Raw genomic sequence first — 23,837 nt, 5'->3', positions numbered from 1 at the left:
CTCCTATGAACAAGTCCGCCCCAGAAGCATGGACCGCGATTGTTGTAGAAGATGCTATACAGGGCCTTGCAGCCCAGCACGTAGAAGATACTATACGGACATGCACACGATGCGCCGCACCGCTGCGTTTGAAGCCTGGCTGGACGGCCTCAAGGATTCATCCGCCAAGGCCCGGGTGCTGGTGCGGATCGACCGCATGCAGAACGGCAACTTCGGCGACTGGAAGTCGGTCGGCGATGGCGTTTCGGAACTTCGGATCACCTATGGCCCGGGCTACCGGGTCTATTTCACTCAGCGCGGCGCGGTTCTGGTCGTGCTGCTGGGCGGCGGGACCAAAGCTCGGCAGAGCCGGGATATCGCCGCCGCCAAGGCCGTAGCCGCCGGATTGGAGGAATGACGATGGACGCGACGAAGACCTATCCTTGGGATACCGCCGAGTTCCTCGGCGACCCCGAGACACAGGCCGAATACCTGCGGATCGTGATCGAGGACGGCGACGCGGGCGAAATTGCGCAGGCGCTTGGCGTCGTCGCCCGCGCGCGCGGCATGACGGCGCTTGCCAAGGCCGCAGGCATTCCGCGCGACACGCTCTACAAATCCCTCCACGAAGGCGGCAATCCCAGCCTCGCCACCGTGCTCAAGGTCCTGGCCGCGCTCGACATCGGTCTGACCGCCAAGACGAAGAAGCGGGCCAAGCCGAAGGCGCCGCCGCGCAAGATGCGCGCGGCGGCGTAGGGAGGAGGCGCCAGGACCTGCTATCCCTTCGCCATTGCCCTTCGAAATGCCCGGTCCAGCGCCGTCAGCGCCGCGGTTTCCCAGGGGGCCAGACGCACGCCGCGCAGGCCGCACCAGGCCTGGATATCGGCGTAGGTGAGGCTCGCCGGTCCGCCCATTCCGCCGGCCGGCCTGGCGTCGTGCAGTTCCAGGAACCAGTCCCAGAGATAGGCGCCGGCGGCGGGCAGCGGCGGGCCCTGCAGGTCTGCCTCGACCTCCGCCCGGGCCTTGTCGCTCAGGCGCCGGGCCAGCAGGCCTTCCAGGGTTTCCCGCGCCGAGACGCCGTTCTTGTCCGGCACCCAGAGGCCGAACTCATGCTCCGCGAAGGCGATCAGGTCCTCGCGGAGCTCTTGATAAAAGCCGCGTCGGATCCGAAGAAGTCCATCACCTGCTGGGCGATCCAGCCGCGCTTCGGATCGGACATGACCAGGAAGGCGTTCTCCGCCGAGTAGGGGAAGGCCTGGCCGTTCAGCGTGACGTCGGACCAGCCGATGATGCGGCGGGAGACGCGGCGCATGGATTTCAGGCGCTCCTCCTCCGGGTCCAGGTCCGTGGCCTTCCACTTGCGGCCATTGGCGCGGGCCTGTTCCTGCGCCTTCTCCTCGCGCAGGCGCTCCCGCGCCACCTCGTTCTGCAGCGCCAGTGTGGCGGCGTGCCCGGGGCCGGCGATCTGCATCTTCCAGGTCGTGGCCGCGCCGGTGGCGGGATGGTGGATGGTCAGGATGGCGACGTCCGCCGTCTCGACGCTGTCGATGTCCAGGATGTCCATGGGGTCCTCTTGCGGGTGCGGGGTGCGGGAGATGGGGTCGACGCCACCCGCAAGGCGTCGCCCCCGGCGCCGTGGCGCCACCCGGCCCTGCGGCCGGGATTGCTGAAATCGTGTCGGGACTACCGCATTGCGGTTGTTAAACTACCGCATTGCTGTATAACCAGGTCATGCACAGCGTCGTGGAGACCTCCAGCTTCACCCGCCGCGCCGATGCGCTGCTGTCGCAGGCGGAGCGGGCGGAGCTGATCGCGACGCTGGCGAACAATCCGGAGGCCGGCGACGTCATGGTTGGCCTGGGCGGCGTGCGGAAGCTTCGCTGGGCGCCGGCCGGGCGAGGCAAGAGCGGTGCCTTCCGGGTGATCTACTACCTGCTGAACGAGGGGCGGCCGATCCTCGCCTTCTTCCTCTACGGTAAGAACGAGCAGGCCGACCTGACCCCTGTGCAGCGGAAGGCGGTGCAGCAACTGGTTGCCACGATGAAGGAGATGCGCTGATGGCCAGGAAGCCGAAGATCAACGTCGCCGACGAACTGGTTGCCGCGGTGGCCGAGGCCGCAGCGATCGTGCGGGGAGAGGCAGATGCGGCGCGCGTCCATCTTGCGCCGGATGTGCCCGATGTCCGGGCCATCCGGGAGAAGATGGGCCTCACCCGGGAAGCCTTTGCGGAGCGTTTCGGCCTGCGCGTTGCGGCGCTGCGGGACTGGGAGCAGGGCCTGCGCCGGCCTGATCCTGCCGCGCGCACCCTGCTGAAGGTGATTGCGGCAGAGCCGGATGCGGTGGTTCGCGCCCTGGCCGCCTGAGATCAGGCCGCCGGGGCGGGCTTGCTGGCCTTGCCGACCAGCGGCACGTCCGCCTGCGGGGCGGGCGCGCTGGCCGGCCCGGCCTGCGCCACCCGGCCGGTCTCGCTGATGGCGATGCCGGCCAGCGCGTGATCCGGGAACGGCACCCGGTAGCCGGCCGCGCGAGCGGCGCCGATGGCCTCGGCCAGCGCCGCGGCGGCGCCGGTGACGGTCTTCACATGATCCATGGGGTTCTCCTTCAGGTGTTGGAGCGCACGAGCTTCAGCATGGTGGCGTCGAAGGCGCCGCCGGCCTCGTCGATGCCGACCATGATCGGCAGTTCCTGCGTGCGGGGTCCGTCGGCGCCGAGGGCGGATTTGTTCGCCCCGCCCAGCGTCAGGTTGGTGAGGCAGAGCGCCAGGAAGTCGGCAGGAGAGGTCTCGTTCTCCGCCATCAGCACATGCAGGGCGAGCTGCGTCTCGTTCAGGAAGTTGCTCACCTGGTCCAGGTTGCGGCGCAGCGTGGTGATGGAGCCGGTGACATTGGCCAGGTTGGTGAAGACATCCGGCGTGTAGCGGTTGGCAATGACCTCCGCCGGGCCGGCGCCGAGGTCGTAGTTCAGGGTGAAGGCGGTGACGTCCAGCAGGTTCTCCGAGCCCAGCCGAATGGAAGCATCCGCCACCGACAGCGGCAGCGTTACGGAGGCGGTCGGCAAGGTGAAGTGGGGCGAGGAGCCCGTGCTCTCGCTGCGCACTGTCGCGTCCCGGCCGCGCGCCTGCCACCAGCTGGTGGCCAGCACGATGCAGGCGCGGCTCAGCGCCGGCGGCGCGCCCTCGGGCAGCGCATAGCCGCCGGTGTAGGCCACCACCACCTTCGCGCCGGTCCACATTGCCCGCGCGCCGCTGCACAGCCGCCAGAGCCTGCCGCTCTCCGGGTGATGCTCATAGCGATCCGCCGGCAGCACGGTGCCGTCGCAGGTCACCGACGCAATGGCCACGACCGGCCGGCGGGCCAGCGCCAAGACATCCAGCGGGCCCGACAACCGGAAGACCTCCGACACCGCCTCCTGCGCAAGCGTGCGGCCGCACCAGTCGGCGATGGCCCCGGATGCCTCGTCGATCTTCGTCTCCAGCGCCGCATCGCGGGCGTTGCTGCCCGCCGCCACCGCCGGCATGTCCGGCGCCTCGACATAGGCGGCGCCGTTGATGGTGTTCGGCACGCCGGCGGCCAGGCCGGGCATCCACAGATACTGGCCGTGGCTGTCCTTCAGCTTGCGCACCGCGCCGATGGTCGGGCGCGACATCATCCACACCGCGTTGCGGGCATAGGCGGTCTTGATGCCGTAGAAGAGGCTCAGCACGCCGTCGCCGGTCAGCTCCGTTGCGGCGCCGCTGACGACCCCCGCGACGCCGCTGGGGGTCAGGATGCCCTCCAACTCGCCCACGCCCGTGCCGGCGACGAACTCGGCGCCCTCCTTCACCGAGAACTGCTCATTCGCCTCCATCCGGATCTCGGCCTCCATGTCGAAGGCGCCGTCCTCGAGCATCTGCTGGCTGATATCGATCAGCGCATACATCTCAGGGACCGCCACCTCCTCCATGCCGTAGGCGAGGCCGCCGGTCTCGGGCCGGGGTCCCTGCTCCGAGGTGCGGCGGGCGGCGAACTGGCCGGTGCGCCGCGGCAGGTGGATTGCCTTCTGCGTGGTCTGCCGGACGCGCACGGCGGCGCGGAAGGGGGTGGCCTCCGTGACGCCCTTGATGATCTCCCGCACATATTCGGTGGGCGCGAGATAGCCGCCGGCGGTGTCGGGCGAGACCGCGAGCGCCCTGTACTCGTCCTGCACCGCCTGCAGCGATTTGCGCTCATCCTCGCCCAGGTTCACCACGCCGATGGTGTGGGCATGCACCACGGCCCGGCCCCAGGCATTCACCCGGCGCTTGTACTCCAGCGGGTTGTCCTGGCGCGTGCCGGCCAGGCGGCCGAGCTTCACCTCGATCTGGTCGACCTCGTCCGCCGCCTGCTTCGCCTTCAGCTCCGCGGCCGTCAGGCGCTGGTTCAGCCCCTCGAAATTGGCCAGCGTGGTCTCGATCTTGCCGACCTTTTCGCTCAGCAGGATGTCGGCCGAGCCCTTCTTCTCGATCTCGGCCAGGCGCTTGTCATTCGCCGCCTTGAACTCCTCGAAGGCGGTCATCACCGTGTCCACGGCGGTCTTCACGTCCTGCGGCTCCATCGTCCGATCCTCATGCTTTCAGGGTGGCGGCCCTGCGCTTCAGCGCACCGAGCCATGCTGCCGCTGCCCCTTCATCACGAAGGTCCGTGTCCGGCTGGTCCTCACCCGCATCACGCAGGTGCCGCTTCACGATGCCGATCGCCTTCACGGCGTCCGACCTCGAGAATTTCAATTCGCGCCGCAGCTCTTCCTCGAGCGCCCGCGGGTCGATCATGCCGGCGGCGTCGAGCCACCGGCTCTTCATGGCGTAGATACGCGCCATATGGTTGGCGGGGTCATCCACGAGGGAGACCTCCTTCAGCGCCACCGCCCGCAGGTGGCGCCGCGGCTCGCCGATGCGGCCGGAGCCCATCTTGAAGCTCCGCGCGCGGAAGCCGATGGACAGGCCGCGCATCGCCCCCTCCTTCACCATGGAGAGGTTCCATCGACCGCGGTCGGTATCCAGCCCTACCAGGCGGCCCTTCACCGCCAGGCCGGTGCTGTCCTCCGCCATGTGCTCCCAGATGCCGATCGGATCGGGATCCGCACCGCCGGGCGTGCCGTGCATCTTGTACATGGGCGGCAGGCCCTGGCCCTTCCGTTCGCGCTCCAGCAACGAGGCCGCGAAGGCACCCGGCTCCACCACATCGCCTGCGGCATCCATGTTGCCGAAGATCGAGGCGTAGCCCTCGAAGGTACCGGGCGCCTGGTCAGGCGAGAACTTGACCTCCCAGGCCACGCCGATGCTGCCGAGCTCCATTGTCAGGCTCCCGCGTGCGGTGAAGGTGGGGTGGTGGGCGGTGGCGGTTCACCCGCGTCGCGCATCGTCATCGGGAACTGCACCTGGTTCATCCGCGGCGACGGATCCTCGTTCCATTCATCGTCGATGCGGATCTCGTTCGGCGTCAGCCAGCCGGGCTGCGAGGCGTTGCCGATCGCGGCCTTGTAGTACTCGGCGCGGTCCCGAAGACTGCCCCGCAGCAGCTCGGACGTGTCCATCTCGAAATGCAGCCCCTCGGCGCGTTCCTCCCGCGTCAGAAGCTGCGTGTTCAGCGCCGCCAGGAAGGCACGGATCAACGGCTGGTAGGTGTAGCGGACATGCGCGCCGAAGAAGGCTTCGGCACTGGCGAAGGTGGGGCTCTGGTCACCGGCGTGACCCAGCATGATGGTGAACACGCCCTGCAGCCGCGCGATCTCCTCGATCTGGAAGCCGCGCGTCTGGATGGTCTCGGCCTCGCTGCCCTTCATCGTCAGCGGCTCGAAGCTCAGCGCATCGCTGGCGAGGATCGGCCGGCCGGCATTGGCCCCGGTGTAGGTCGCAGCGATCATCTCGCGGACGCGGTCCTTCTCCTCCTGCGGCGGCTTGCCGGCCAGCTTGAACAGGCCGTTCGCACGGACCCCGTTCTGGTGCAGCTGCGCCTGGCTCTTCTCGGTCGCCTGGGCCAGGCCCAGGGCCTCCCGGCCCAGCGCCACCGGGTCCAGGCCGCGGAACCCATCCCAGGAGGGGCCGCGGAAGTGGAACACCTGGTCGCGGCCGCATTTGACCTGGTGCGCGTTCTCCAGTTGTAGCGTGTACTCCATCTCCATCATGGTATTGACGTCGATGGCCGCGCATTCCGGCCGGATCGGGATCAGCTCCCTGATGCGCCCGCGGCGATCGATATTGCGGTAGCTGATCGCCTGGCCGGTCGCGGCGAAGTGCATGATGGTGGTGCGCACCCACTCCACACCGTCCATCCAGCCATTCGGCTGGTGCAGCATCATGTCGTAAAGGTAGTGGTCTGCGGCATCGACCGCGCCCTTGCCCTGACGCCGGCGCAGCACGAGCGGGATCTGCGAGATGTCGGCCTTCACCATGATGGCGCGCAACATCGCGGTCTGCTGGAGCGCCGAATTGGTGCTGACCTGCACGCCGGAATTCGCCTTGGCGCCGGCGAAAATGGCCTCCACCCAGGAGCTGGTGAAGCTGACCGCCTTCCGCTCCAGCCACCATTTCGCGAGACCTGTCAGCATGCCACGGCCCAGACCTCTTTCGTCTTCGCCTGCGGGTTCCTGACCATCAGCGCGCCGGCGCAGAAGGCGGCAATCAGCGGATCGATCTTCGCCGTGCCGGAAGCCTGCTTCGTGATGCTGATGGCATTGCCCACCGCCACCACCTTTGCGTTGCCGACGCACCAGGCCATCAGCGCCTGCCCGCCATGGATCAGCGTCGCCGAGGCCAGGCGTGTCTCCATGGTCTTGATGGTCCCGTTGAGGCGCCATCCCTGCTGAATGCCGACGATCCGGTCGTCGCCCTCGATGCCGACCTGCGCGAGCGCGTCGCGGGCATCTGTCGTGCCGTACATGTCGAGCCCGATTTCCGCGAGCAGCCCGCTTTGCTCGACCTCGACCACGATCTCCGCCAGTTCGCTGTTCGCCTCGGTCAGGTCATCGACGAAGACCAGGTCGCCGTCGGCCTCCAGGTCCAGCATTTTCGGGGCCTCGCTCTTGCGCAGATCCAGCACGCCGCGATGCGCCCAGGCGCGGCACCACAGGAACCACCGCCGCGCGCCGCGCTCCCGGCCCAGCACCGCCAGGCCCAGCAGGTCATCCAGCCCGCCGCCATCGATGCCGATGGTGATGACCTCACTGCGCGCGATCAGCGCCGGCAGCGTCAGGCTGCGATCCGCGCGGCCCTCCCAGTGCTTGGCACCGGCCCAGGCATCGCTGCGCAGCGCCAGCCCGATCTCCACATTGAGGTGCTGCGAGGCCCAGGCCCGCAGTTCCTCCGGGCTCGTGGCCAGGGCGGTGCGGTATTCCTCGATCAGCCGCGCGATGGTGATGGACCGGCCAGCGTTCGGCGTGACCATCGCCCAGTTCGCGGGGTCGCGCCACGCACCCGGCTTGCTCTCCGAATCCGCCTGCATCTCCGGCGGGAATTCATAGAGCACCGGCAGCATGGCGCCGTCTTGCTTGCCGTCCCGGATGTCCCGCGCCTTCGCCAACTCGGCCCGGAACACGCCAGCGGGCGGCTCCTCCGACTGCGTGGTGATCATCACCATGAAGGATTCGGGCGCCGCGATCATGCCGCCGCGCAGCTGTCGGATCGCATTCGCTGCCTTCGCCATCTTCGAGACGACATGCACCTCGTCGATGAAGATCCCGGCCGGCTTCTGGCCGGTCAGCACCGCCGGGTCGAAGCTCATGATCTCAAGCGTCGCCTGGCTCTTGCGATGCACGATGGTCTTGAGGTGGTCGCGGATGTGGAATTTCTGGTTCAGCACCACGTCAAGCCGGATGGCGCCGGAGACCTGGCCAAAGGCGAGTTCGGTGATGTCCTGCGTCGGCGCCGTCATGATGAAGCGCGCCTTCGGGCGCTCGTTCCGCAGGATGGCCACCAGCATCAGCAGCGCGCCGTAGGACGTCTTGCTGTTCTTCTTGGGGACGAGGCAGAAGACCTCGCGGATCATGCGCTGCTTGGTTGCGGGGTCGATCGAGCCGAACAGCGCGCGCACGATGTCGCGGAACCAGTCGCCGGCGGCATCGCGCAGAAGCGGCGTGCCCGGCACATCCGCGAGGCGAAGGCGATCGAAGACCGTGACAGCGCGGTCAGCGGCCGCCCGGTCCAGTTGTGGCAGATCGGGAACGAGAGATTTTCCGTTCCGCAGGCGGTCCACCCAGTCAGGGCAGGAGAGGTCCCAGGACATGGTTCAGTTGATCAGCCCGTCCCAGTCGGTGTCCTTCTCGGCGTCCTGGGCGGCCATGTTGGCAGCCGCCTTCTTGCCTGGCTTCTCGGTGGACGGCGCCGAGGGCGGACGGAACATGCCCAGGTGCTGGCCGAGTTTCACCAGCGCGCCCGGCTTGTCGTGCAGCTTCACCTTCAGCGTGCCCTCTGCCGTCTGGGTGATCTCGGCAATCGCGCCGGCCGTCGCGTCGTCGATGTCCGCGCTGTCGATGAACCGCACCTCGTTCACCACCTGCAGCTTCGGCTCGTTGGTTTCCGGGTCCTCAACCATCTGTGGGACGTGGCTGCGCCAGGCGACCACCTTGCGGATGTCGGCGAAGCCGATCTTCGCGAGCTCGAGAACGATGCTCTCGATGGTCACGCCAGTGCTCGCCTCGACGATCGCGCGGCGCCGGGAGAGCTCTGCCGCGACCTTAGGGTGCCTTAGCAACTTCGAGGCGGTGACCTCGGCCGAAGAGGCGGCATATCCGGCCGCAATTGCAGCCTTCTTTCCATTGGGATCAAGGAGATAGGCTTCGACGAACCGGCTTTGCTTTTCGGTCAGCAAGCTTAGCCTCCCCCGGCCACAGCGCGCCGGGCGAAAAAAACCTCTGAATGAGACCGGGTGCGGTAGGGGCCCCTTCGGCCGGCAAGATCCGACCCCCCTACCCCCTCTGCCGTGCCGCGCGCGCCGCGGCGGTCTTGCGGGAGTGGCAGGCGCCGCACAGCGCCTGCCCGTTGGCCGGGTCGAAGGGCGCGCCACCGTCGCGCAGCTCCACGATGTGGTCGGCGAAGAGGCGGATGCCGGTGCGGCCACAGCCGGGTGCCTGGCATTGCCCGCCGCTGCGGCGCACCACCTCGGCGCGCCAGCGGGCGTGGTCAGGGGTGGCGTAGATGGGATCGGCGCGCTTGGGCTGGGGCCGGGCGACGCGCTGGTCGAGCCCGCGGAACAGCGCCGGCGCAGGGCGGAGCCTGGTCGGCATGGGGCGGGTCCTCGAGGCGACGGCGGGGACCGGAATGCACTGCGCCCGGGGCCTCTCGGCTGCCGGGCGCAGATCCTGATGATGATTATGTATCGCTCCTCGCCGTCCCCGTTGCAAGAGGCTGTCTCGAATTTCGGAGGGGGGGCGAGAGAGGCAGTGTCGCAGTACCAGAGCTGGCAACTCTTTCATCACGGGCCGATCCCGTTCACGGGAAGAATCGGATGTCGCAATGTTCTCACTGGAAGTCTGCTGTTTGCCTGCGGTAGGCTGATCACGAGATGGGTAGGAGCTGGACACCTTGGCCAACTTCACATCTGTAAGAACAGGTTATGGAGCGATCTTCGGGCGGCGTGCTCGTAATGCGGGGCTTTTGACTGGAGTTACGACTGGCGTTCTTGTTGGCTTGTCGGAGAGCCCCGTCGCGGGCGTGGGTATCACAGCAACGCTCACCCTTGTCGCCGCCCTGGCCGGTAGTTCTGCGTCCTCACGTCGAGACCTATTTACCCGCTGGCATATCTTTTTTGCATTTGCGACTCCGCTTATGGCGGGAATTTTTATCGGTATGGCTAGCGGTGTCTATTTGCGCAGCAAACAACCAAGCCCAGGCGATCAATTGATAATGCGGCTGAGGGAGCTTGGGAAGGACAATTCCTACATTGCCGATGCCCTTGTCAAGGGCGTGCAGGGGGGGACCGTGGCAGGCTCGTCATTCACGACAGATTGGACCCTTCGCTCGGATCCCATCCCCGTCCATCTCAGTAGCACGCAAGGGACCCTGCCGCTTGACTGCCAGAACCGGCTGCTGCAACCCCCGCCGAATTCTTCGCTGTTCAGCGATACGAACATTATCATTCAGTACCAAAGAGAAAGCCGCAGCGATCGGTTTAAGGCCATCGACAAGTGGGTGAGTGAACTCCCTGTGCCTACAGGTTGGGACGAAGGCCAGTTTCGCTTATTCTTGCTATCGGCCGCGCGTCTGGGGGCCTGTGGACGATGAAATCAGTAACCCTCTTTGCCGCGCTTTGCATCCTATCCCTGCCAATCGACGCTAGCGGGCAAGGCACCAGCTGGATTACGAACCATAGTCGATCTGTCGCGCAGATCACCTTCGAAGGCTGCATTATGAATGCCTGCGGCCCGAGTGAGCAACCCAACCGCGTGATGCAAGGCACGGGCTTTGTTTTTCGACTTCCAGGCGGACCAACCGGTATTCTAACAGCACTTCATGCAGTTTGTGGCCAAGGGAAGATCTACTATAGGTTCAGTAATCCTTCTCCCAGGGTGGGAAACGGTGAAAATCGGACAGAAATTATCTGGGCACACGTCGGGCACGATTTAGCACTTCTGCGTTTGGCGAGCCATCACGAAAGATATCTCGAACCACTTCAACCCAGCTATAATGCTCAACTGGCAAGGGGAGTGTGGGTCACCGTTCTGGGCCACACCGGCCGAGCTTCATCGGTTTTGGACAGCCGAGCCCTTTTGCGGGAACTCGGGCCATTCATGGAGTCGCATCTTCCTCCAGGCGAAATGACGGACCTTCGCTCAATGAGCTTCCCCGATATCCGCCAGCCGGTCCTTAGCCTGCAAGGCGGTATCCACCATGGTGACTCCGGCGGACCGGTCTTCAATGACGCGGGTCTTGTTATCGGTGTCGCCAACGGGGGAGTACCTCGGACTGGAGCAACCGCTACTTGGGCAATCCCGATTGATGCAGTTCAGAATAGCAATTGGACGCGAGTTTCACCAACGACGCTGCCTCAGCGATGCAGTAGACTAAGCGACGTATTTCGCGCGACCCCAAGCCCAGAAGAAGCCAGTTGCATTTTGGATCAAAGCTGCACATTTTTGATTGAAGGTGAATTTAACCGTACCGACGGTGCGGTACGATTTCCTTTTGCTCCGATTTCATCCCGAGAAAACGATACATTCGTTGATATGGTACTGACATCACCCCACAATCGAAACCGTGGATGCAATCAAGATACTATTTTTGAGACGATCCCCGGGAGATCTTTTTGGCGTCTTAAGGTTTCTATTTCCGATGATCGCGGCAATCGCCACAGTCGCCAAATAGCCTTCCATCAAGGAGAAAAGATCGAAGTGCGCGGATGCGAGATCATCGGAAATGAAATCACGCACACAAGGCGTTTGAACATAAGGAGGATTACAGATGTTCCGTGACAGACTAACAGCCCTGCTTCTTCTGGCACTTCTTGTCCCCTTCTCTGCCCAGGCTCAGAGCCGCCCGGGAAGCCAAGGCGGGCGGGTGGCCATTTCAGGAATCACCATCGAGACAGTCGATTCCGAAACAGATACTTTTGTGGTCACATTTAGCGGCCTCGAAAGCCAAGCAATTGCTTCGGATGGCTGCGTTCGATTTGTGATGGTTAATAGACTTGGCGAATTCTGGGCCCAAAGGCCTGAGCGCACCATATTTCAAGACACAAACGTCTCAAGAATACGGGTCGGGAGAGTCAGCGGATATCCGCTTGACGTTTTCATAGTCATCGGAAATCGCAGCCTGTGCGATGAAATGGAAGGCGCATACAGGGGAATCCGTCAAATAGCACCCGCTATGAGGTCTGACGTAATGAGGCATGTCGTTTCGAACAGGTGCATCGTTTCCGAGAGCAGAGATCGACAATTGATCCCCGACTGTCCGACGTCGAGTCGGTAGTCTTGCTCTACTTTCGGATTTTAGGCGGCGCTCATCCTCGACGGTAGCCAGGCGTCGAATCTTCGCTAGCCCGCTGGCGACGCGGCTTTGCGCCAGCGCTGACAGAAACTGATTTTGAATGGTAGCGGTCGAGCGTCGGCTCGCGTTTTTCCGAATCTGCAGGGCGCCAGGCGCAGCCGATGGTGGTCGCATCGGAAAGACCGACAGCGCTTCAAGGACGGGAGTGCGGAGGGGAACCGACCCGCTGATCTGTTCAAAGGGTCTTTTGGCTGCGCGCAGCCTGCAATGACGCCAGCCTCTCCAGCGCCTCCACCACCAGCGCCACCACCGCCCCGTTCCGCACCGCCAGGTCCCGCTCCACCTCACGCAGCGGCATCTGCTGTACCACCACCGCCACGAACACCCGCGACAGCCGCAGCCCCACCGCCTCCAGGCTGCGCCGGACCTCCGCCCGCGCATCGGCCACCCGCGCCGCGTAGTGGCAGCGCTGCCAGGGCGCCAGGCGTCCGCCGCCACTACCCTCGCGCGCGCCCTCCGCCAGCGCATACGCCTCCCGGAAGCGCTCCGCCGCGGCCCAGTGCGCGGGCTCGATCTCGCGCCGCTTCAGCAGGCCGCGCAGCGGGTCGTGCACGCGGTTGCGGAGGATCGTGCGGCGCGGCATCTCGGGATCCGGCTCCGCGATCCGGTCCACCAGCGGCGCAGCACCGCCGGCGGTGCCGGTGCTCGCCAGCGCAGCCTTCCGATCCGCCTCGCGCCGCCGGGCGGTTTCGGCTGCGGCGATCTCCCGCAGCACCAGCGCGCCGGCCTTGGCGCGCAGGCGGTCCAGCCGCTTCGGGTCGGGCAGGTCCGGGTCCGGCTTGACCACCTGCTGCAGCCTGGTCCTGTCCTTGATCATGCAGCGCTCCCGACCTTGGAGCGCAGCCGCTCCGCCACCACCAGGCGCATGCGCGCCAGCGCCGCCCCGGCGCCCGCCGTTGCGGCCATCGCCCGGATCTCCTCCTCCGAGGTCTCCGGCTGCATCGCCCGCCGGCGCGCCGCCGCATCGGCCGGCTCGCCCCGGCACTCCGCCGCCTTGCGCGCCGCCTCAAGCGTCGCGACCTCCGCGGCATAGGCCCGGGCCTTGGCACTCATCGCCGCGCGCTCCTCGGCGGTGAGCACCGGCGGCCGCGGCGGCGGTTCGGCCCTGGCCAGAATCGCGCGCAGGCGGCGGCGCTCATGCTCGAGGTCGGACGCCTCCGGCAGCAGCAGGCGGACCAGGTCCCGCGCCGAGGGGAAGAAGTTGCCCGCGGCATCGGCAACCAGCCCGGCGCTGCGCTTCGTCAGGCAGCGCCGCGGCAGCTCGCCCAGCCGGTCGGTCAGCGCGGCCAGCTTCCCGGCGATCTCGTCCGGGTCGCGCGGATGACCGATCAGGGCGATCACGCGCATCACCCAGGCCTGGATGGCCGCCGGCTCCGCCCGCTGGCCGAGCGCAGCCTCGGTCGCCTCCAGCCGATGGCGCGCCTCGGCCGCGACGGCCTGCGCCAGATCCTGGCTCAGCCGGTCCGGGTTGTCCGGGCGGCTTTCCGTGGCCCGCAGGGCGAGCGCCATGGCCTGCGCCAGAGCGGGGCTGGGCGGGCGCGGCGCCGGCGGGGTGGCCGGCAGCAGCGCCGGCTCCGGGCGGCGGGTGGGTCGAGTGGCAAGGGCCGTCATGCCGCGGGCATCTCCTCGGCGGTGCCGTCAAAGACCGAGCCCGGGCCCGCCGTCGCCTGGCTCGCCTGGCGCATCTGCCGGACCACCTGGCCGAAGCCGCTCCCCTGCCCCGGCCGCAGCGCGGCGGCGCGCCGGCCGGTGTGGGTGAGGATGGCGGCCTCGATCCAGGCGACAGGGTCGATCACCCGCAGCGCCTCGGCCTCTGCCAGCTTGCGGGACACCAGCTCGCAATCGTCGAGGGCCTCCCGCAGCAGGCGGCCGAGGATGGCGCGGCAGGCGGCGTCGGGCTTGCCGGTCATCCGGGCCAGCCTGGCCGGGCCGCTGCCCCAGAGCTCCCCCCGGGCATCCACCGGCAGCGGCACCACCGGCGCCGGCGGCGAGGCCGCCACGCCATCCGACCGAAGGGAGGATGTCTCCCTCCTTCCTCCTTCCTCTGCGAAGACTTTCGCCGACCAGTCGGCGACCGGTCGGCGACCGATCGGCGACGGGCCGTCGATATCGTGGCGATCGGTCGGGGATGCCGCGGCGCTCGCACGCCGATGGCTCGACGCCGCCTCCACGCCGCCACGGAGACCGGTCGGGGCTTCCCCGGCGATCGGTGGATGATGGTTCGCCGAGGCGTCTCCGCCACGTCGCGGGCGCGGCGGAGGGCGGTCATCGATGGGCACGCGATCGCTCGCCGAGAGCCCGACATAGGCCAGCATCTCGTCGGGGAGCGGGTGGACCGGCTTCGGCTTCTCCGGGCGCTGCCAGCGGCGGAAGTTCCGGATCGCGCCGAACTGCCGCTCGCCGACCGCGAAGCGCCGCACCTGCCCCGAGGCCGCCAGCTCATCGAGCAGCGCGGCAATGTCGACGGTGTCCGCTGGGAAGAGCTGCATCTTGAGGGTCAGCATCTTCCACTCGAACACCCCCTGGTCGTCGGCCACATTGCGCAGGGCCAGCGCCAGCAGGCGTGCCGGCATCGAGCACGAGACGAATTCCTCATCGGTCCATTGGCCCGGGTGGACGCTGCGGATGCGTGCCATGTTTCAGCTCTCCATGCCTGGGTTGCCGTCGACCGCGCTGAACAGTTCGGGGTTCGCCGCCCAGCGGCCGTCAGGCAAGGCGACGAAGAAGAGGAGGAGGTCGTCCTTCATGTTCAGGACATCCTCCGCGCTCACCATCTCGCGTGGAGAGCTGACCAGGCGGGCAATGGCCTCCGGGTCAAATGTGAAGGCAAGCGTGGCTCCGGCGGTGTATGCGCCGAGCATCTCCATCGCGACGGCCTGAATACGCAGATCCTTCACGCGCCGGGTACGCGCACGCCAGGCCTTGGCATTGACGTAGACGGGGCGCTCGTTGTTCGACATCGACAGTCTCCTTCCTCGGTGCTTCGCAGCCTTCAGCCGCCGGGACAGAATGGCGGAGTTCATGCAGCCCTCCCCCATGCCGGCGGCGGCAGCTTCAGCGGCACGCCCCATTCCCGCAGCAGCGCGTCGGCCTCCTCCGGGCCCGTCGCCACGCCCACCGGGCAGCCGGCAAGCGCCAGGCGCCGATGCGCTTCCTCCTGCGTCGCGCGCAGCGCGGCCCGGCGGCCGCGGCGCTTCACCTCGATCCAGTGCGCGCGGCCCTGCCAGACCACGCAGAGATCCGGGCAGCCCGGCAGCACGCCATCGCCCAGCAGCGCCTTGCCGCGGGCGGCGGAGCCGCTGGCCTCCTCGTTCGGGACATGGAGCACCACCGCGCCGGCGGGCAGCACCAGCGCCAACCACCGCAGGATCGCCCGCTGCTCCTGCCGCTCCAGCGCCGTCAGCCGGGCCATCAGCCGGCGGCCTCCGCATCCAGCGCCGCCAGGGCGGCGATGCACATGGCCGTCGGCACCGTTCGTGCCCGGCCGTGATGCACCCATTGCCGGATGCCGGCGGAGACCCCGACGCCCAGGGCGCACCAACCGCCTGGCGAGGCCTGCTCCGACAGGCACACCCGGAACCCGTCCGGCACCACCAGCCGCGCGGCATCCCACCAGGCCGCCGCCTCCAGCAGCTGCTCGAAGCGCGCCGCGCGCGCGGGCTCGGCCTCCGGATGCAGCAGCGCGAAGGCCTGCCGCAGCAGCGTGGCCGAGGGCACCGGCGCATCGCGCAGCGCGTCATGCAGGCGGCGCGGCGTCATGGCCGCTCCCCCAGCACGATCCAGGCAAGCCAGCCGCACAGCACCGCGCCGGCGAGCGCGACGCCGGGCGGCGCCAGCGCGCCAAAGGGCGTCAGCAGCAGCAGGACACCCAGCAGGCCCAGCGACACCGCCGCCAGGCCGAAGCCGCAGGCCAGCAGCGCGCGGGCGATCACGGGCGCCTGGCGCCACGGGTCCCGGCTTGCTGGTGCCGGCGGCTGGGCGTGCGGGCTCATCGGCCGCTTCGGGGAAAGAAGGCCTTCCATGTCTCGGTCCCGATCTCGGTTACGGCGGCTCGTCGCGCCCGGGCTACATGCCCAGCGCGCGGCGATAGAGGTCGAGCAGCGTCTCCTGCTCCTCCACCTCGGCGGGTTCCTTCTTGCGAAGGCTGATCAGCTGCCGGATGACCTTCACGTCGAACCCGGCCGACTTCGCCTCCGCGAAGATGTCCTTGATGTCGCCGGAGAGCGCCCTGCGCTCCTCCTCCAGCCGCTCCACCCGCTCGATGATGGAGCGCAGGCGGTCCACGGCGATGCCGCCGACCTCGGCCTCCGGCTGCTGCGGCGGATCCAGGCCGGCCTTGTTCGTGCCTCGGCTCATCGGCGCCCCCTGCAAAAGGAGCGAGGCCGCCCGGCGCGGCCCGCAGTTGAGGCATCCGAGGACAGGGAACGCTGGGTACAAGGCGCCCAGGCGCCATCCGCCGCGGCCCGGCCCCTTTCGGGGCACCGGGGGGCCAGCGGAGAATCCGATGCGGCGGCGGTCATGGCGCTACCAGCCCCGCCAGCGGATGAGCCGGCGCTGCCAGCGCTCGGCCTGCACCGCGCAGATCGCCGCCTGGCGCGTCCAGACGTCGCGCCGCCATCTCGCGATCGCCATGGCGAGCTTCCTCACGCGAACAGCCTTCCAGCGCGGTGATGCGCGCCCTGATGGTTTCGATTTCGCGGCGCCACGCGGCATCCGCCGCGATGAGCTCCAGGGCGCGGACCTCCTCGGCCTCGACCTCGCCATGGTGGTAGGCGCGTACGCGCCGCGCGGTGATGCCGAGGCGGCGCGCCACGGCGTGATAAGCCGCCTTCAAGGGGTTCCCGGCCGCGCGCTCGCGCACGAGCTCCGTGCGGATGCGGCTGGTGACCAGGTCAAGCGGCAGCGCGTCAGACATCGCGCCCGCCACAGTGGGTGAAATACCCGCCACAGTGGGTGACCTCCGTGTTCTGTTCCTGGGCGTGAGTGTTGGGAACAGGTGGATGGAGGGCACAGGACAGGGACGAACCGCGGCGACCGGCGGGGGCGGCAACCCCCGACCGGCCGGGCACGGAACGATTGAGATGATGTACCGGATGCGTGATGATGCCGTGCGCAGAACCGAGCCCACGGGAGGAAAGAATGGACGACGAGACGCGCGCCGAGATCCGGAAGCTGCGGCAGGAGACCCGCAGCGCCGCAGCCTTTCTGACCCATGCGCTGACGGTGATGGCCGGCGAGGATGTGGCCAGGCGCACATTCCTGGACAGCCTGATCGCACAGTACGAAGGCGCCCTGGCCACGGATGGCGGGAAAGCAATCATGTCCATCATTCGCCAGGCTCACGATCTGCCTGCTTCCGACGTTCGCAGGCTTTATCCGGATGGCCTGGCGGGATGAGGCGATGAAGGGCCGCGGTCGCTTCGGCGTACCACTGGTCCCGCGCCATCTCGGCCGCTTGGCGCCGCAGCAGGTCGGCCTCCAGGACGGCGATGCGGGCTTCGAGGCGCAGCAGCGCGTCCGGGTCCGCGGAGGGGGCCGCAGCAAGCATCACGCCGCCTCCAACGCTGGATGCCGCACCGGCGGCGGCGCCTCGCCACGCAGAGGCGCCTGGTCGTTGGCGTGCTGGACCGCGTCGGCGTCTGGCGACGGTCGTGCAGCGGTGCAACAGGAGAGAGCGCCGGCTGCAGTGGCGTATCGAAACATGAAGCCCTCGGCCCGCTCGATCGAAGACAGCGAGACTTGGCCGCGACGGAGGCGGCTCAGCCACTTATGGTCGCGCGTCGCCATCAGGCTGAACTGGCGCTCGGTCAAACCGTGCTGTTCTCTGAACCCGTCGATGCTCTCAAGGAGGCGTTGGCGCGTGGTCATGCGGGGGATGATGGGAGAAAACTCACCCGCCAGCAAGGGGATACTTCTCCCGTGCATCCCCCGATTATTCGGGGAATATTCCCCCACATGACGACGAATGACCCCCTCCGGGACGCGATCCGTGACTATCTGACCGAAACCGGGATGGCCGAGCGCGAGCTCTCCCTCAGAGCAGGCGTGAACGAAAAGGCCGTGAATCAGATCCTTACAGGAAAGTCGCGCAATCCGCGTAGCGACACAGTCCAGGCGCTGGCCCGGGCGATGGGGAGGTCAGTCGCAACTCTGATGGCTTTGCCGTCAGGTGTCTCGCGCGGCGCCCAAGGCCTGCGGTCGAGGCCGGTCAAGGGGGGAGCGGAAGTGGAGCCTCCTGCGCCAGGGATGGTCAGGATCGCCGAGTTCGATGTGCGGCCGCATGCAGGCGGCGGCGGCGAGATAACCGAACTCGATGCCTCCGGCGGTCATGCCGTCGTTGCACACTGGGCAATGCCGGGCGACTATCTTCGCGCCTTCACAGCCTCCCCGGAGCAGGTGCGGATCGTCCGCGTGGCTGGTGACAGCATGGAACCGGAGTACCCTGCAGGCGAGCGTGTCGCGGTCGACACATCGCACAGAATCCCTTCCCCGCCTGGAGTCTACGTACTTTGGGATGGCTTCGGTCTGGTGTTGAAGCGGGTCGAGCTCCTGATGGGCGAGGACCCACCACTCATCCGTATTTCCAGTATCAACCCCGCGTATCCGCCCTATGAGCGTCTCCTATCAGAGGTGCACATCAACGGGCGGGTGATCGGGAAATGGCAGTGGAAGTGAAAGCCCCGGGGCTCCTCATACCGCTTCGCTGAACGCCGGATTTTCCGATTATGTAGCAAGCACACCTAGCAAAACATGATTGCTGACGAGCAAGCATGCAATCATCGCGCCTCATGCAACGAGGTGACGATCGATGGCCGACCAAGCTCTCCCTGCGCTGGTGAAGCGCAGCGCCGAGCTGCTCGGCGATCTGGAGAAGGCCCAAGGCCTTGTGCAGCATCTGCACGGCGACCTAGCCAGCCTCGACGCGGTAATCCGCCAGTTCGATCCCGAATACCCGGTAGGGAATATCCGGCCGCGCTACCGGCGCGCGCAGACGCCTGCGGAAACCGGTTCACACAGCTGGGCTGTTTTGGACGCTTTGCGCGTCGCGGGTGAGCAGCTCTTGGCGGCCGAGCTTGCAAAGCGCGTCATCGCGGAGCGCGGGCTAGACGCCAGCGACAAGGGGCTCCGCAGCCTCATGGCGAAGCGCGTCCGGATGGCGCTTCGCTACCAGCGGACGAATGGGATGGCGAGAGAGATGACGGCCGCCACAGGGGGCATAAATTAGACCTTGGCGGGATGATTTTGCGCCATCCCGCCATCATTCACTCTATCGTCGCGACAAAACTTCGAATGCTTGGCTGCTGCTGTTGCAGCTGGGAGTCATTCACATGAGCAGTGCTTCCGTCAGGCATCGTCTTATCGCCTGCGGTCAGCTTAGTGATCGGGATGCCAAGCGCACCGGAAACAACCGATGCAGTATTGGCATCGCTTATCTCCGCTTGAAACATAGCCTTGAAATCCCTCTTCCCTGATGGCGCCCCAACACCGGTTGGATGGATACAAAAGAGGCTAGGTTTGCTAATCCACACCTTCCATATTTCTTCTCCAATCGAAGATACTACAGAGCGAAACGCTTTTGCAGAAGAACTATTGGCTCGCGTCAGTCGATTTCCCACATAGCAGTATATTTCCGGAACCGTTAAGCGGTGGGTCTTAGAGTTTAGAGAAAATTCGGATTGTTGGGTTCCTGGATTTCTATTTATTCCATAAAGTAGAGCCAAAACAGCCCTTACGGCACGCTTGGATGAACCGTCTGCAGAAAAAGGAATAATAATTCTGTCTGTGGCAGACAAGGCGAGCTCAGTGTAAATAGTGAAGCTTGGGTTGCAGTCAATAAATACTGTTGTTTCTTGACCACCCCACGAATCCTTAATATCAGAAATCAGGTCGGCTATCCAGCTATGCACGACTCTCCATGCGTCCGGCGGGCCGGGGCGCGTTGCGTTGGAAACTCTTGAGCTCTGAATTTCGAGCTCTTCGTCACCGGCCACCAGATACACGTTGTCTGGAATATACTTGTTTTGGCTTTGTGGCTGAATGACGTATGTCGATCCAGTTTTTGGGCTGGCATACGGATTCCGCAGGCGATCTTCGATGTACCCGGAAATAGTCTTTTTGGGTGCTGTCGTCGCTAAGCCGTCAAGAACCCTCTCACCGCGCTCCATGCCGCCTAAAAGCATTATCGATGAATTCGCCTGCGGACAGAGATCCAGAACAAGAATCTTCTGTTCAGGATGAGTTATCGCGTACTGGCAGGCGATTTGAAAAGTTAAGTAGCTTTTCCCAACGCCGCCCTTATTGTTCCACAAGGCGTAGCTCGGCATCGCGCATTCCCCATATCAGCGCACTCTCGTGTGCCGTTGTGGCAGATTCTGTGGAGGTAGTGTTACCAAATCGGCCCTACCGCTGCCAGTAGCCGGCCCATACCCGCGACACCGGATGCGCGAGAGCCGCGGCTGCTGCCAAGCCATGCAGCGCGCCATTCGAGCGGCGGCGGTTACCTTCGCGCCACGCCATCTCGACAGCGTAGGCGGCAAGGTACTTGCCCGCTGATGTGACGGTGCTGGCCCCACTCCGCGCTGCGCAGGCGGGAGAGGAAGCTTTCGGCTTGGTTGGTGCACGCGCCGTTGAGGCTGTAAGCCACAGGCTGGTTGATCCGCTTCGCTTCGTAGAAGGCGTGCAGCTTGTCCAAGCCGGCCGCTTTGTCCGCGTGCACCACTGAGCCGGACGCCACAGTCTCGCGGATGAAGTTGATGGCATCGGCCTTGTGGCCGCCCTGGTTGTCGCATGGCCGAAGTGCCGGTCGGCGCAAGTTGCTGAGCACTGGGAGATGGTTCCCCTTGCGCGCAACAGCGTAATGGGTGATGTTTCCCCCATCAACAGGAGACATCTCCCCGTGTGTAGCGCACCTGGTCTCACCCGTCGGCACCCGGGCGACAACCTCGCCCGGCTGACACCGCGCGCCGCCCCGACACGCGCCGCCCGAAGCCAGCAGGCCAGCCTCGCCGCCTTCCTCGCCCAGAAGGCGCGCTTCGATGCCATGGTCGCCGAACTCCAGCAGATGAGCGACGACCACTTCGGCGCCGATCCGGAGGCCTTCCTCTGGGCCAGGGCCGAAACCCTGGCGCACTGGAACAGCCGCCTCGCCAGCGTCACCGACGCCTACTTCAAGCGCGGCGAGTTCGCCGCCTAGCGCGCGCCATCCCCTGCCCATCGCGCCCAAGCCCCGCCAGGGAGAACCCGCCCATGACGACGCCCAACGCGGCCCCTGCGCCGCGCCCGGACTCCATCCTCAGCCGCGTCACCATGCTCATCGTCGAGCACCTCGGCGCCGACGCCAGGGCGGTCACGCCGCAGGCCCGGCTCGCCAAGGATCTCGGCGCTGACAGCCTCGACCGCATCGAGCTGGTGATAGCCGTCGAGGAGACCTTCGGCGTCGAGATCACCGACGAGGAGGCCGATGCCTGCACCACCGTGCAGGACATCGCCGCCCTGGTCGCCCGCACCAGCGCCGCGCCGGCGGAGGCCGCGTGATGCGCCCCTTCCCGCCCGGCCTTGCCCGGCGCCTGGCATCACCCGAGACGCCGCGCGCCCTCATGGAGGAGCGCACCCCGCCCGATGCCACGCCCGGCCACCTGATCCCGGACGACATGCGGTGGGAGGCCGATGGCCGCTCCGTCTACCTCGCCGGCACCTCGCTGCGCGTGGCGGAGGTGTGGGGCCTGCCGACAACCAGTAGCGCCGGCGAGGCGCGGCAGCAGGCCGCGGCCTTCGCCCGCGCCATGGCCCTGGCGCCAGCCATGCTGGCGGCGTTGCGCCGCGCCGCGGCCACCTTCCGCGCCTATGAACGCCACCACCGCGCCAAGCCCGACCATGCCAAGGCCGAGGCCAATGCCACCGTCGCCCGGCAGATCGAGGATCTGCTGACCGCCGCCGATGGCGTGGCACCGGCGCAGGAACGCGCGGCATGACCCGCTACATCGTCATCTGGCGCGACGGCCGCGGTGCGGAGGTGGCGCGCGACGTCTTCGCCGGCATCGGCCGGCCGGCGGTCCTGACCTTCGCGCGCGACCAGCAGTACCGGCACCCGACACACAGCTTCAGGATCCTGGAGGAGACCGTCGATGCCTGACGCCAGCCGCGCCGCGGATGGCGCCTTCCTCGACATCGCTCGCGCCTATCTCACCTGGGCGGCGCGGCTGCCCGGCGGCGGCACGGTGCCGCGTGACGTCGTCACTTTCGCCGTCTATCTCGGGCGTGGTCGTGGGCTCGGCAGCTGGATGCCGCAGCATCTGCGGCAGGCGCAGCTGGAAGCGCGCAGCGATGTGCTGGTGCGGCAGTCGGAGGCGGCGCGGCTGCTGCAGGCGCTGCCGGCGGTGCCGGAGACGGAGCCATGCCTGCGCCGGCGCGTGGCTGCCCTTGCGCGCCAGGCCTTCGACCTGTCCGACCGCCTGCTGGGCCCGGACAGCGCCACCAGCGATGCCGTCTGGCGGCTGGGCGAGGCGTTGCTGGCCGAACTGGCTGGCCCTGCGCCGGCCCTGCCACCGCAGCGCCGTGCGGACCGGAACGCCGCATGACGCCGATGGCCCTGCCCGAGGACGCCGCCGCCCGCGCCGGGCTGGTCCGGCGGCTGCGCGACACCGGGCTGCTGACCCCGGATCGCAGCTTGTCCTTTCGCGAACTTGCCGTGCTGGTCCTGGCCGCCACCGGCCCGGAGCGCCTGCGCACCGTGAAGGACATGGCGGAGGCGATGCGGGTGAACAAACCCTCCATCACCCGCGCCACCGACCGGCTGGCGGCGCTCGGCCTGGTGCAGCGCCGCACCAGCCGCTCCGACCTGCGCCAGGTCACCATCTCCGCCACACCGGGCGGGGAGCAGCGGCTGGCGGAGATCTGCGCGGCCTTGGCGCCGCAGCCGCCGGCTGCACCGACGGGGGGTGCGGCATGAGCCTCCAGGATCCGCTGTTCCCACCCACCCCGATCATCCAGCCGCGCAAGCGCCAGGCGCTGCTGGCGGCGCTGACCGATCAGGTCGGTCGGGTCGCCCATCTGCTGCCCGACCAGCCCCGCCCGCGAGAGTTCGTGCGGGAGGTCGAACACCGCGCGCAGTACCGCGCACCCTGGCTTTTCGAGGAGGATCCGCAGGCCGTCGCCGCGGTTGCCGTGGAAGCCGCGCTGCTCGGCCTGACGCTCGACTGGATGGAAGCCACCATCGAGCCGGCCGCGGGCGGCCGGCTGACGCTCCGCGTGCTCAGCCGGGGCATGACGGGCGCCATCGTCCGCACCGTCAATTGCAGCATGCTGCTGGCACATGTGGTCCACCGGGGCGACGACTATCGGCGGATCGAGCACGAGAGCGGCCCGCAGATCCTGGTCAGCGCGCCGCCGCGCGACCAGGACGAAGCCGACTGGATCTTCGTCTATGCCACCGCCAATCGGCACCGCGAGAACCGCAGCGCCGTTGTGACGCGGGCGGAGGCGGAGGCGCGGCTGGCGCAGCGCAAAGCCCCCGCGGACGGGTCCGCCTGCGACCTGGCCAGGCTGATGTGCATCGCGGCGGCCGCGGAACCGATGCTCGCCGAGATGCCGCAACGCTGGCCGGCGGTGCAGCGGTGCCGGCGGGTGATCGACCGGGCCTGCGGTGACGGGCGCCTGGCGCCGTGGCCGATCGGCGAGACGGTGCCCGAGGCCGCCCGCGCCCGCGACACCGCCCGGGAGGCGCTGAACCGGCTGAACGGCCTGGCGCGCCAGCCGAAATGGCTGCGCGACCAGCTGGCGGACATCACCCAGGCGCTGCGGAGCGCGGCATGACCGAGATGGACACCACACCGGCCGGCTCCGCCGGCACCATGGGGAGGCCCTG

General features: G+C 67.2%; 36 protein-coding genes and 1 pseudogene. 16 read left to right on the top strand and 21 right to left on the bottom strand.

Going from position 1 to position 23,837, the window contains the following annotated elements; translation table 11 throughout:
* Nucleotides 1-100 precede the first annotated feature (100 nt).
* Together HEQ75_RS04985 and HEQ75_RS04980 are read left to right on the top strand one after the other, a co-directional pair.
* The gene (locus tag HEQ75_RS04985) at nucleotides 101-397 is read left to right on the top strand and encodes a type II toxin-antitoxin system RelE/ParE family toxin (protein WP_168027825.1); all 297 of its coding nucleotides are present in this window, start codon (nucleotides 101-103) and stop codon (nucleotides 395-397) included.
* Entirely contained in the window at nucleotides 394-735 is a 342-nt protein-coding gene (locus tag HEQ75_RS04980) for an addiction module antidote protein (RefSeq protein ID WP_209318353.1), read from the top strand. The genes HEQ75_RS04985 and HEQ75_RS04980 overlap by 4 nt, the downstream gene beginning before the upstream one ends.
* A gap of 20 nt (nucleotides 736-755) precedes the next feature.
* Here HEQ75_RS04980 and HEQ75_RS04975 read toward each other — a convergent pair whose 3' ends face one another.
* Together HEQ75_RS04975 and HEQ75_RS04970 are read right to left on the bottom strand one after the other, a co-directional pair.
* Nucleotides 756-1,073, bottom strand: coding sequence for a phage tail assembly chaperone (locus HEQ75_RS04975; protein ID WP_168027824.1), 318 nt, complete (start codon nucleotides 1,071-1,073; stop codon nucleotides 756-758).
* A gap of 32 nt (nucleotides 1,074-1,105) precedes the next feature.
* Nucleotides 1,106-1,543 (bottom strand): hypothetical protein, encoded by a 438-nt coding sequence (locus HEQ75_RS04970; protein ID WP_168027823.1) that lies wholly within the window; start codon nucleotides 1,541-1,543, stop codon nucleotides 1,106-1,108.
* Nucleotides 1,544-1,710: 167 nt separating this feature from the next.
* Here HEQ75_RS04970 and HEQ75_RS04965 point away from each other — a divergent pair, with 167 nt between their 5' ends.
* Both HEQ75_RS04965 and HEQ75_RS04960 read left to right on the top strand, forming a co-directional pair.
* The gene (locus HEQ75_RS04965; protein WP_168027822.1) at nucleotides 1,711-2,037 is read left to right on the top strand and encodes a type II toxin-antitoxin system RelE/ParE family toxin; all 327 of its coding nucleotides are present in this window, start codon (nucleotides 1,711-1,713) and stop codon (nucleotides 2,035-2,037) included.
* Nucleotides 2,037-2,342 carry a helix-turn-helix domain-containing protein gene (locus tag HEQ75_RS04960; RefSeq protein ID WP_168027821.1) on the top strand — a complete coding sequence of 102 codons (306 nt, stop codon included), beginning with the start codon at nucleotides 2,037-2,039 and terminating at the stop codon, nucleotides 2,340-2,342. Before HEQ75_RS04965 ends, HEQ75_RS04960 begins: the two co-directional genes overlap by 1 nt.
* A gap of 2 nt (nucleotides 2,343-2,344) precedes the next feature.
* On the opposite strand, the gene HEQ75_RS04955 is transcribed toward HEQ75_RS04960, so the two are convergent.
* The 7 genes from HEQ75_RS04955 to HEQ75_RS04925 all read right to left on the bottom strand — a co-directional run bounded on the left by HEQ75_RS04955 (nucleotide 2,345) and on the right by HEQ75_RS04925 (nucleotide 9,216).
* Complete coding sequence (locus HEQ75_RS04955; RefSeq protein ID WP_168027820.1) at nucleotides 2,345-2,569, bottom strand: hypothetical protein; 225 nt, start codon at nucleotides 2,567-2,569, stop codon at nucleotides 2,345-2,347.
* Nucleotides 2,570-2,580: 11 nt separating this feature from the next.
* A complete protein-coding gene (locus HEQ75_RS27790) occupies nucleotides 2,581-4,551 on the bottom strand; it encodes a phage major capsid protein (RefSeq protein WP_209318352.1) in 1,971 nt (656 codons plus the stop codon).
* 10 nt (nucleotides 4,552-4,561) lie between these two features.
* Nucleotides 4,562-5,290 (bottom strand): HK97 family phage prohead protease, encoded by a 729-nt coding sequence (locus tag HEQ75_RS04945; RefSeq protein WP_168027819.1) that lies wholly within the window; start codon nucleotides 5,288-5,290, stop codon nucleotides 4,562-4,564.
* Nucleotides 5,291-5,292: 2 nt separating this feature from the next.
* Nucleotides 5,293-6,543: a phage portal protein gene (locus tag HEQ75_RS04940; RefSeq protein WP_168027818.1), complete on the bottom strand. Its 1,251-nt coding sequence runs from the start codon at nucleotides 6,541-6,543 to the stop codon at nucleotides 5,293-5,295.
* On the bottom strand, nucleotides 6,537-8,216 hold the full coding sequence (locus HEQ75_RS04935) for a terminase large subunit domain-containing protein (RefSeq protein ID WP_168027817.1): 1,680 nt from the start codon (nucleotides 8,214-8,216) through the stop codon (nucleotides 6,537-6,539). Before HEQ75_RS04935 ends, HEQ75_RS04940 begins: the two co-directional genes overlap by 7 nt.
* 3 nt (nucleotides 8,217-8,219) lie before the next feature.
* Nucleotides 8,220-8,801, bottom strand: a complete 582-nt coding sequence (locus HEQ75_RS04930) for a terminase small subunit (RefSeq protein ID WP_168027816.1) — start codon at nucleotides 8,799-8,801, stop codon at nucleotides 8,220-8,222.
* A gap of 97 nt (nucleotides 8,802-8,898) precedes the next feature.
* A complete protein-coding gene (locus HEQ75_RS04925) occupies nucleotides 8,899-9,216 on the bottom strand; it encodes an HNH endonuclease signature motif containing protein (protein ID WP_168027815.1) in 318 nt (105 codons plus the stop codon).
* Nucleotides 9,217-9,514: 298 nt separating this feature from the next.
* Between HEQ75_RS04925 and HEQ75_RS04920 the strand changes: the two genes are divergently transcribed.
* Entirely contained in the window at nucleotides 9,515-10,213 is a 699-nt protein-coding gene (locus HEQ75_RS04920; RefSeq protein WP_168027814.1) for a hypothetical protein, read from the top strand.
* Nucleotides 10,210-11,400, top strand: a complete 1,191-nt coding sequence (locus HEQ75_RS04915) for a S1 family peptidase (protein WP_168027813.1) — start codon at nucleotides 10,210-10,212, stop codon at nucleotides 11,398-11,400. The genes HEQ75_RS04920 and HEQ75_RS04915 overlap by 4 nt, the downstream gene beginning before the upstream one ends.
* A gap of 749 nt (nucleotides 11,401-12,149) precedes the next feature.
* Here HEQ75_RS04915 and HEQ75_RS04910 read toward each other — a convergent pair.
* The 9 genes from HEQ75_RS04910 to HEQ75_RS04870 form a co-directional block, all read right to left on the bottom strand.
* Nucleotides 12,150-12,791 (bottom strand): DUF6456 domain-containing protein, encoded by a 642-nt coding sequence (locus tag HEQ75_RS04910; RefSeq protein WP_168027812.1) that lies wholly within the window; start codon nucleotides 12,789-12,791, stop codon nucleotides 12,150-12,152.
* Nucleotides 12,788-13,585, bottom strand: coding sequence for a hypothetical protein (locus tag HEQ75_RS04905; RefSeq protein ID WP_168027811.1), 798 nt, complete (start codon nucleotides 13,583-13,585; stop codon nucleotides 12,788-12,790). The genes HEQ75_RS04910 and HEQ75_RS04905 overlap by 4 nt, the downstream gene beginning before the upstream one ends.
* On the bottom strand, nucleotides 13,582-14,610 hold the full coding sequence (locus HEQ75_RS04900; RefSeq protein ID WP_168027810.1) for a hypothetical protein: 1,029 nt from the start codon (nucleotides 14,608-14,610) through the stop codon (nucleotides 13,582-13,584). The genes HEQ75_RS04905 and HEQ75_RS04900 overlap by 4 nt, the downstream gene beginning before the upstream one ends.
* A 3-nt stretch (nucleotides 14,611-14,613) precedes the next feature.
* The gene (locus HEQ75_RS04895; protein ID WP_168027809.1) at nucleotides 14,614-14,934 is read right to left on the bottom strand and encodes a hypothetical protein; all 321 of its coding nucleotides are present in this window, start codon (nucleotides 14,932-14,934) and stop codon (nucleotides 14,614-14,616) included.
* 59 nt (nucleotides 14,935-14,993) lie between these two features.
* A complete protein-coding gene (locus HEQ75_RS04890) occupies nucleotides 14,994-15,386 on the bottom strand; it encodes a VRR-NUC domain-containing protein (protein ID WP_168027808.1) in 393 nt (130 codons plus the stop codon).
* Nucleotides 15,386-15,733, bottom strand: a complete 348-nt coding sequence (locus tag HEQ75_RS04885; RefSeq protein WP_168027807.1) for a hypothetical protein — start codon at nucleotides 15,731-15,733, stop codon at nucleotides 15,386-15,388. The genes HEQ75_RS04890 and HEQ75_RS04885 overlap by 1 nt, the downstream gene beginning before the upstream one ends.
* The gene (locus tag HEQ75_RS04880) at nucleotides 15,730-15,966 is read right to left on the bottom strand and encodes a hypothetical protein (RefSeq protein ID WP_168027806.1); all 237 of its coding nucleotides are present in this window, start codon (nucleotides 15,964-15,966) and stop codon (nucleotides 15,730-15,732) included. The genes HEQ75_RS04885 and HEQ75_RS04880 overlap by 4 nt, the downstream gene beginning before the upstream one ends.
* A gap of 73 nt (nucleotides 15,967-16,039) precedes the next feature.
* Nucleotides 16,040-16,330 (bottom strand): DUF2312 domain-containing protein, encoded by a 291-nt coding sequence (locus HEQ75_RS04875; protein WP_168027805.1) that lies wholly within the window; start codon nucleotides 16,328-16,330, stop codon nucleotides 16,040-16,042.
* A gap of 160 nt (nucleotides 16,331-16,490) precedes the next feature.
* A complete protein-coding gene (locus HEQ75_RS04870) occupies nucleotides 16,491-16,889 on the bottom strand; it encodes a hypothetical protein (protein WP_168027804.1) in 399 nt (132 codons plus the stop codon).
* 224 nt (nucleotides 16,890-17,113) lie between these two features.
* Here HEQ75_RS04870 and HEQ75_RS04865 point away from each other — a divergent pair, with 224 nt between their 5' ends.
* Nucleotides 17,114-17,371: a hypothetical protein gene (locus tag HEQ75_RS04865; RefSeq protein ID WP_168027803.1), complete on the top strand. Its 258-nt coding sequence runs from the start codon at nucleotides 17,114-17,116 to the stop codon at nucleotides 17,369-17,371.
* Between the two features lie 150 nt (nucleotides 17,372-17,521).
* Here HEQ75_RS04865 and HEQ75_RS04860 read toward each other — a convergent pair whose 3' ends face one another.
* A complete protein-coding gene (locus tag HEQ75_RS04860; RefSeq protein WP_168027802.1) occupies nucleotides 17,522-17,842 on the bottom strand; it encodes a hypothetical protein in 321 nt (106 codons plus the stop codon).
* 87 nt (nucleotides 17,843-17,929) lie between these two features.
* On the opposite strand from HEQ75_RS04860, the gene HEQ75_RS04855 reads away from it, so the two are divergent.
* The gene (locus HEQ75_RS04855; protein WP_168027801.1) at nucleotides 17,930-18,649 is read left to right on the top strand and encodes an XRE family transcriptional regulator; all 720 of its coding nucleotides are present in this window, start codon (nucleotides 17,930-17,932) and stop codon (nucleotides 18,647-18,649) included.
* A 133-nt stretch (nucleotides 18,650-18,782) separates the two neighbouring features.
* On the top strand, nucleotides 18,783-19,199 hold the full coding sequence (locus HEQ75_RS04850; RefSeq protein WP_168027800.1) for a hypothetical protein: 417 nt from the start codon (nucleotides 18,783-18,785) through the stop codon (nucleotides 19,197-19,199).
* Nucleotides 19,200-19,236: 37 nt separating this feature from the next.
* Here the strand turns inward: HEQ75_RS04850 and HEQ75_RS04845 are convergent, their stop codons facing one another.
* Both HEQ75_RS04845 and HEQ75_RS28105 read right to left on the bottom strand, forming a co-directional pair.
* Nucleotides 19,237-20,298 carry a ParA family protein gene (locus HEQ75_RS04845; protein WP_168027799.1) on the bottom strand — a complete coding sequence of 354 codons (1,062 nt, stop codon included), beginning with the start codon at nucleotides 20,296-20,298 and terminating at the stop codon, nucleotides 19,237-19,239.
* A 76-nt stretch (nucleotides 20,299-20,374) separates the two neighbouring features.
* Nucleotides 20,375-20,720 (bottom strand): annotated as a pseudogene (locus HEQ75_RS28105) (transposase); the annotation flags it as partial.
* A 150-nt stretch (nucleotides 20,721-20,870) separates the two neighbouring features.
* On the opposite strand from HEQ75_RS28105, the gene HEQ75_RS04835 reads away from it, so the two are divergent.
* The 7 genes from HEQ75_RS04835 to HEQ75_RS04805 are packed head-to-tail and all read left to right on the top strand — an operon-like array spanning nucleotide 20,871 to nucleotide 23,785.
* Entirely contained in the window at nucleotides 20,871-21,167 is a 297-nt protein-coding gene (locus HEQ75_RS04835; RefSeq protein WP_328733414.1) for a hypothetical protein, read from the top strand.
* Between the two features lie 53 nt (nucleotides 21,168-21,220).
* Entirely contained in the window at nucleotides 21,221-21,508 is a 288-nt protein-coding gene (acpP, locus tag HEQ75_RS04830; RefSeq protein ID WP_168027797.1) for an acyl carrier protein, read from the top strand.
* Nucleotides 21,508-21,945 (top strand): hypothetical protein, encoded by a 438-nt coding sequence (locus tag HEQ75_RS04825; RefSeq protein ID WP_168027796.1) that lies wholly within the window; start codon nucleotides 21,508-21,510, stop codon nucleotides 21,943-21,945. Before acpP ends, HEQ75_RS04825 begins: the two co-directional genes overlap by 1 nt.
* Entirely contained in the window at nucleotides 21,942-22,106 is a 165-nt protein-coding gene (locus HEQ75_RS04820; RefSeq protein ID WP_168027795.1) for a hypothetical protein, read from the top strand. Before HEQ75_RS04825 ends, HEQ75_RS04820 begins: the two co-directional genes overlap by 4 nt.
* Complete coding sequence (locus HEQ75_RS04815) at nucleotides 22,099-22,551, top strand: hypothetical protein (RefSeq protein ID WP_168027794.1); 453 nt, start codon at nucleotides 22,099-22,101, stop codon at nucleotides 22,549-22,551. Before HEQ75_RS04820 ends, HEQ75_RS04815 begins: the two co-directional genes overlap by 8 nt.
* On the top strand, nucleotides 22,548-22,922 hold the full coding sequence (locus HEQ75_RS04810) for a MarR family transcriptional regulator (RefSeq protein ID WP_168027793.1): 375 nt from the start codon (nucleotides 22,548-22,550) through the stop codon (nucleotides 22,920-22,922). The genes HEQ75_RS04815 and HEQ75_RS04810 overlap by 4 nt, the downstream gene beginning before the upstream one ends.
* Nucleotides 22,919-23,785 (top strand): recombinase RecT, encoded by an 867-nt coding sequence (locus tag HEQ75_RS04805; RefSeq protein WP_168027792.1) that lies wholly within the window; start codon nucleotides 22,919-22,921, stop codon nucleotides 23,783-23,785. Before HEQ75_RS04810 ends, HEQ75_RS04805 begins: the two co-directional genes overlap by 4 nt.
* Nucleotides 23,786-23,837 lie beyond the last annotated feature (52 nt).

This window comes from Falsiroseomonas selenitidurans (assembly GCF_012103215.1).
GTDB classification, from domain to species: domain Bacteria; phylum Pseudomonadota; class Alphaproteobacteria; order Acetobacterales; family Acetobacteraceae; genus Falsiroseomonas; species Falsiroseomonas selenitidurans.
Note: the sequence above shows the minus strand (reverse complement) of the source record. Positions and strands in the feature narration are given on the sequence as shown.

Excerpts from the sequence above, each read along its gene's own strand:
- HEQ75_RS04985 (WP_168027825.1), top strand. The coding sequence starts at position 101 with ATGCACACGATGCGCCGCACCGCTGCGTTTGAAGCCTGGCTGGACGGC.
- HEQ75_RS04980 (WP_209318353.1), top strand. The coding sequence starts at position 394 with ATGACGATGGACGCGACGAAGACCTATCCTTGGGATACCGCCGAGTTC.
- HEQ75_RS04970 (WP_168027823.1), bottom strand. The coding sequence starts at position 1,543 with ATGGACATCCTGGACATCGACAGCGTCGAGACGGCGGACGTCGCCATC.
- HEQ75_RS04965 (WP_168027822.1), top strand. The coding sequence starts at position 1,711 with ATGCACAGCGTCGTGGAGACCTCCAGCTTCACCCGCCGCGCCGATGCG.
- HEQ75_RS04960 (WP_168027821.1), top strand. The coding sequence starts at position 2,037 with ATGGCCAGGAAGCCGAAGATCAACGTCGCCGACGAACTGGTTGCCGCG.
- HEQ75_RS04955 (WP_168027820.1), bottom strand. The coding sequence starts at position 2,569 with ATGGATCATGTGAAGACCGTCACCGGCGCCGCCGCGGCGCTGGCCGAG.
- HEQ75_RS27790 (WP_209318352.1), bottom strand. The coding sequence starts at position 4,551 with ATGGAGCCGCAGGACGTGAAGACCGCCGTGGACACGGTGATGACCGCC.
- HEQ75_RS04945 (WP_168027819.1), bottom strand. The coding sequence starts at position 5,290 with ATGGAGCTCGGCAGCATCGGCGTGGCCTGGGAGGTCAAGTTCTCGCCT.
- HEQ75_RS04940 (WP_168027818.1), bottom strand. The coding sequence starts at position 6,543 with ATGCTGACAGGTCTCGCGAAATGGTGGCTGGAGCGGAAGGCGGTCAGC.
- HEQ75_RS04935 (WP_168027817.1), bottom strand. The coding sequence starts at position 8,216 with ATGTCCTGGGACCTCTCCTGCCCTGACTGGGTGGACCGCCTGCGGAAC.
- HEQ75_RS04925 (WP_168027815.1), bottom strand. The coding sequence starts at position 9,216 with ATGCCGACCAGGCTCCGCCCTGCGCCGGCGCTGTTCCGCGGGCTCGAC.
- HEQ75_RS04915 (WP_168027813.1), top strand. The coding sequence starts at position 10,210 with ATGAAATCAGTAACCCTCTTTGCCGCGCTTTGCATCCTATCCCTGCCA.
- HEQ75_RS04910 (WP_168027812.1), bottom strand. The coding sequence starts at position 12,791 with ATGATCAAGGACAGGACCAGGCTGCAGCAGGTGGTCAAGCCGGACCCG.
- HEQ75_RS04905 (WP_168027811.1), bottom strand. The coding sequence starts at position 13,585 with ATGACGGCCCTTGCCACTCGACCCACCCGCCGCCCGGAGCCGGCGCTG.
- HEQ75_RS04900 (WP_168027810.1), bottom strand. The coding sequence starts at position 14,610 with ATGGCACGCATCCGCAGCGTCCACCCGGGCCAATGGACCGATGAGGAA.
- HEQ75_RS04895 (WP_168027809.1), bottom strand. The coding sequence starts at position 14,934 with ATGTCGAACAACGAGCGCCCCGTCTACGTCAATGCCAAGGCCTGGCGT.
- HEQ75_RS04890 (WP_168027808.1), bottom strand. The coding sequence starts at position 15,386 with ATGGCCCGGCTGACGGCGCTGGAGCGGCAGGAGCAGCGGGCGATCCTG.
- HEQ75_RS04885 (WP_168027807.1), bottom strand. The coding sequence starts at position 15,733 with ATGACGCCGCGCCGCCTGCATGACGCGCTGCGCGATGCGCCGGTGCCC.
- HEQ75_RS04880 (WP_168027806.1), bottom strand. The coding sequence starts at position 15,966 with ATGAGCCCGCACGCCCAGCCGCCGGCACCAGCAAGCCGGGACCCGTGG.
- HEQ75_RS04875 (WP_168027805.1), bottom strand. The coding sequence starts at position 16,330 with ATGAGCCGAGGCACGAACAAGGCCGGCCTGGATCCGCCGCAGCAGCCG.
- HEQ75_RS04870 (WP_168027804.1), bottom strand. The coding sequence starts at position 16,889 with ATGTCTGACGCGCTGCCGCTTGACCTGGTCACCAGCCGCATCCGCACG.
- HEQ75_RS04865 (WP_168027803.1), top strand. The coding sequence starts at position 17,114 with ATGGACGACGAGACGCGCGCCGAGATCCGGAAGCTGCGGCAGGAGACC.
- HEQ75_RS04860 (WP_168027802.1), bottom strand. The coding sequence starts at position 17,842 with ATGACCACGCGCCAACGCCTCCTTGAGAGCATCGACGGGTTCAGAGAA.
- HEQ75_RS04855 (WP_168027801.1), top strand. The coding sequence starts at position 17,930 with ATGACGACGAATGACCCCCTCCGGGACGCGATCCGTGACTATCTGACC.
- HEQ75_RS04850 (WP_168027800.1), top strand. The coding sequence starts at position 18,783 with ATGGCCGACCAAGCTCTCCCTGCGCTGGTGAAGCGCAGCGCCGAGCTG.
- HEQ75_RS04845 (WP_168027799.1), bottom strand. The coding sequence starts at position 20,298 with ATGCCGAGCTACGCCTTGTGGAACAATAAGGGCGGCGTTGGGAAAAGC.
- acpP (WP_168027797.1), top strand. The coding sequence starts at position 21,221 with ATGACGACGCCCAACGCGGCCCCTGCGCCGCGCCCGGACTCCATCCTC.
- HEQ75_RS04825 (WP_168027796.1), top strand. The coding sequence starts at position 21,508 with ATGCGCCCCTTCCCGCCCGGCCTTGCCCGGCGCCTGGCATCACCCGAG.
- HEQ75_RS04820 (WP_168027795.1), top strand. The coding sequence starts at position 21,942 with ATGACCCGCTACATCGTCATCTGGCGCGACGGCCGCGGTGCGGAGGTG.
- HEQ75_RS04815 (WP_168027794.1), top strand. The coding sequence starts at position 22,099 with ATGCCTGACGCCAGCCGCGCCGCGGATGGCGCCTTCCTCGACATCGCT.
- HEQ75_RS04810 (WP_168027793.1), top strand. The coding sequence starts at position 22,548 with ATGACGCCGATGGCCCTGCCCGAGGACGCCGCCGCCCGCGCCGGGCTG.
- HEQ75_RS04805 (WP_168027792.1), top strand. The coding sequence starts at position 22,919 with ATGAGCCTCCAGGATCCGCTGTTCCCACCCACCCCGATCATCCAGCCG.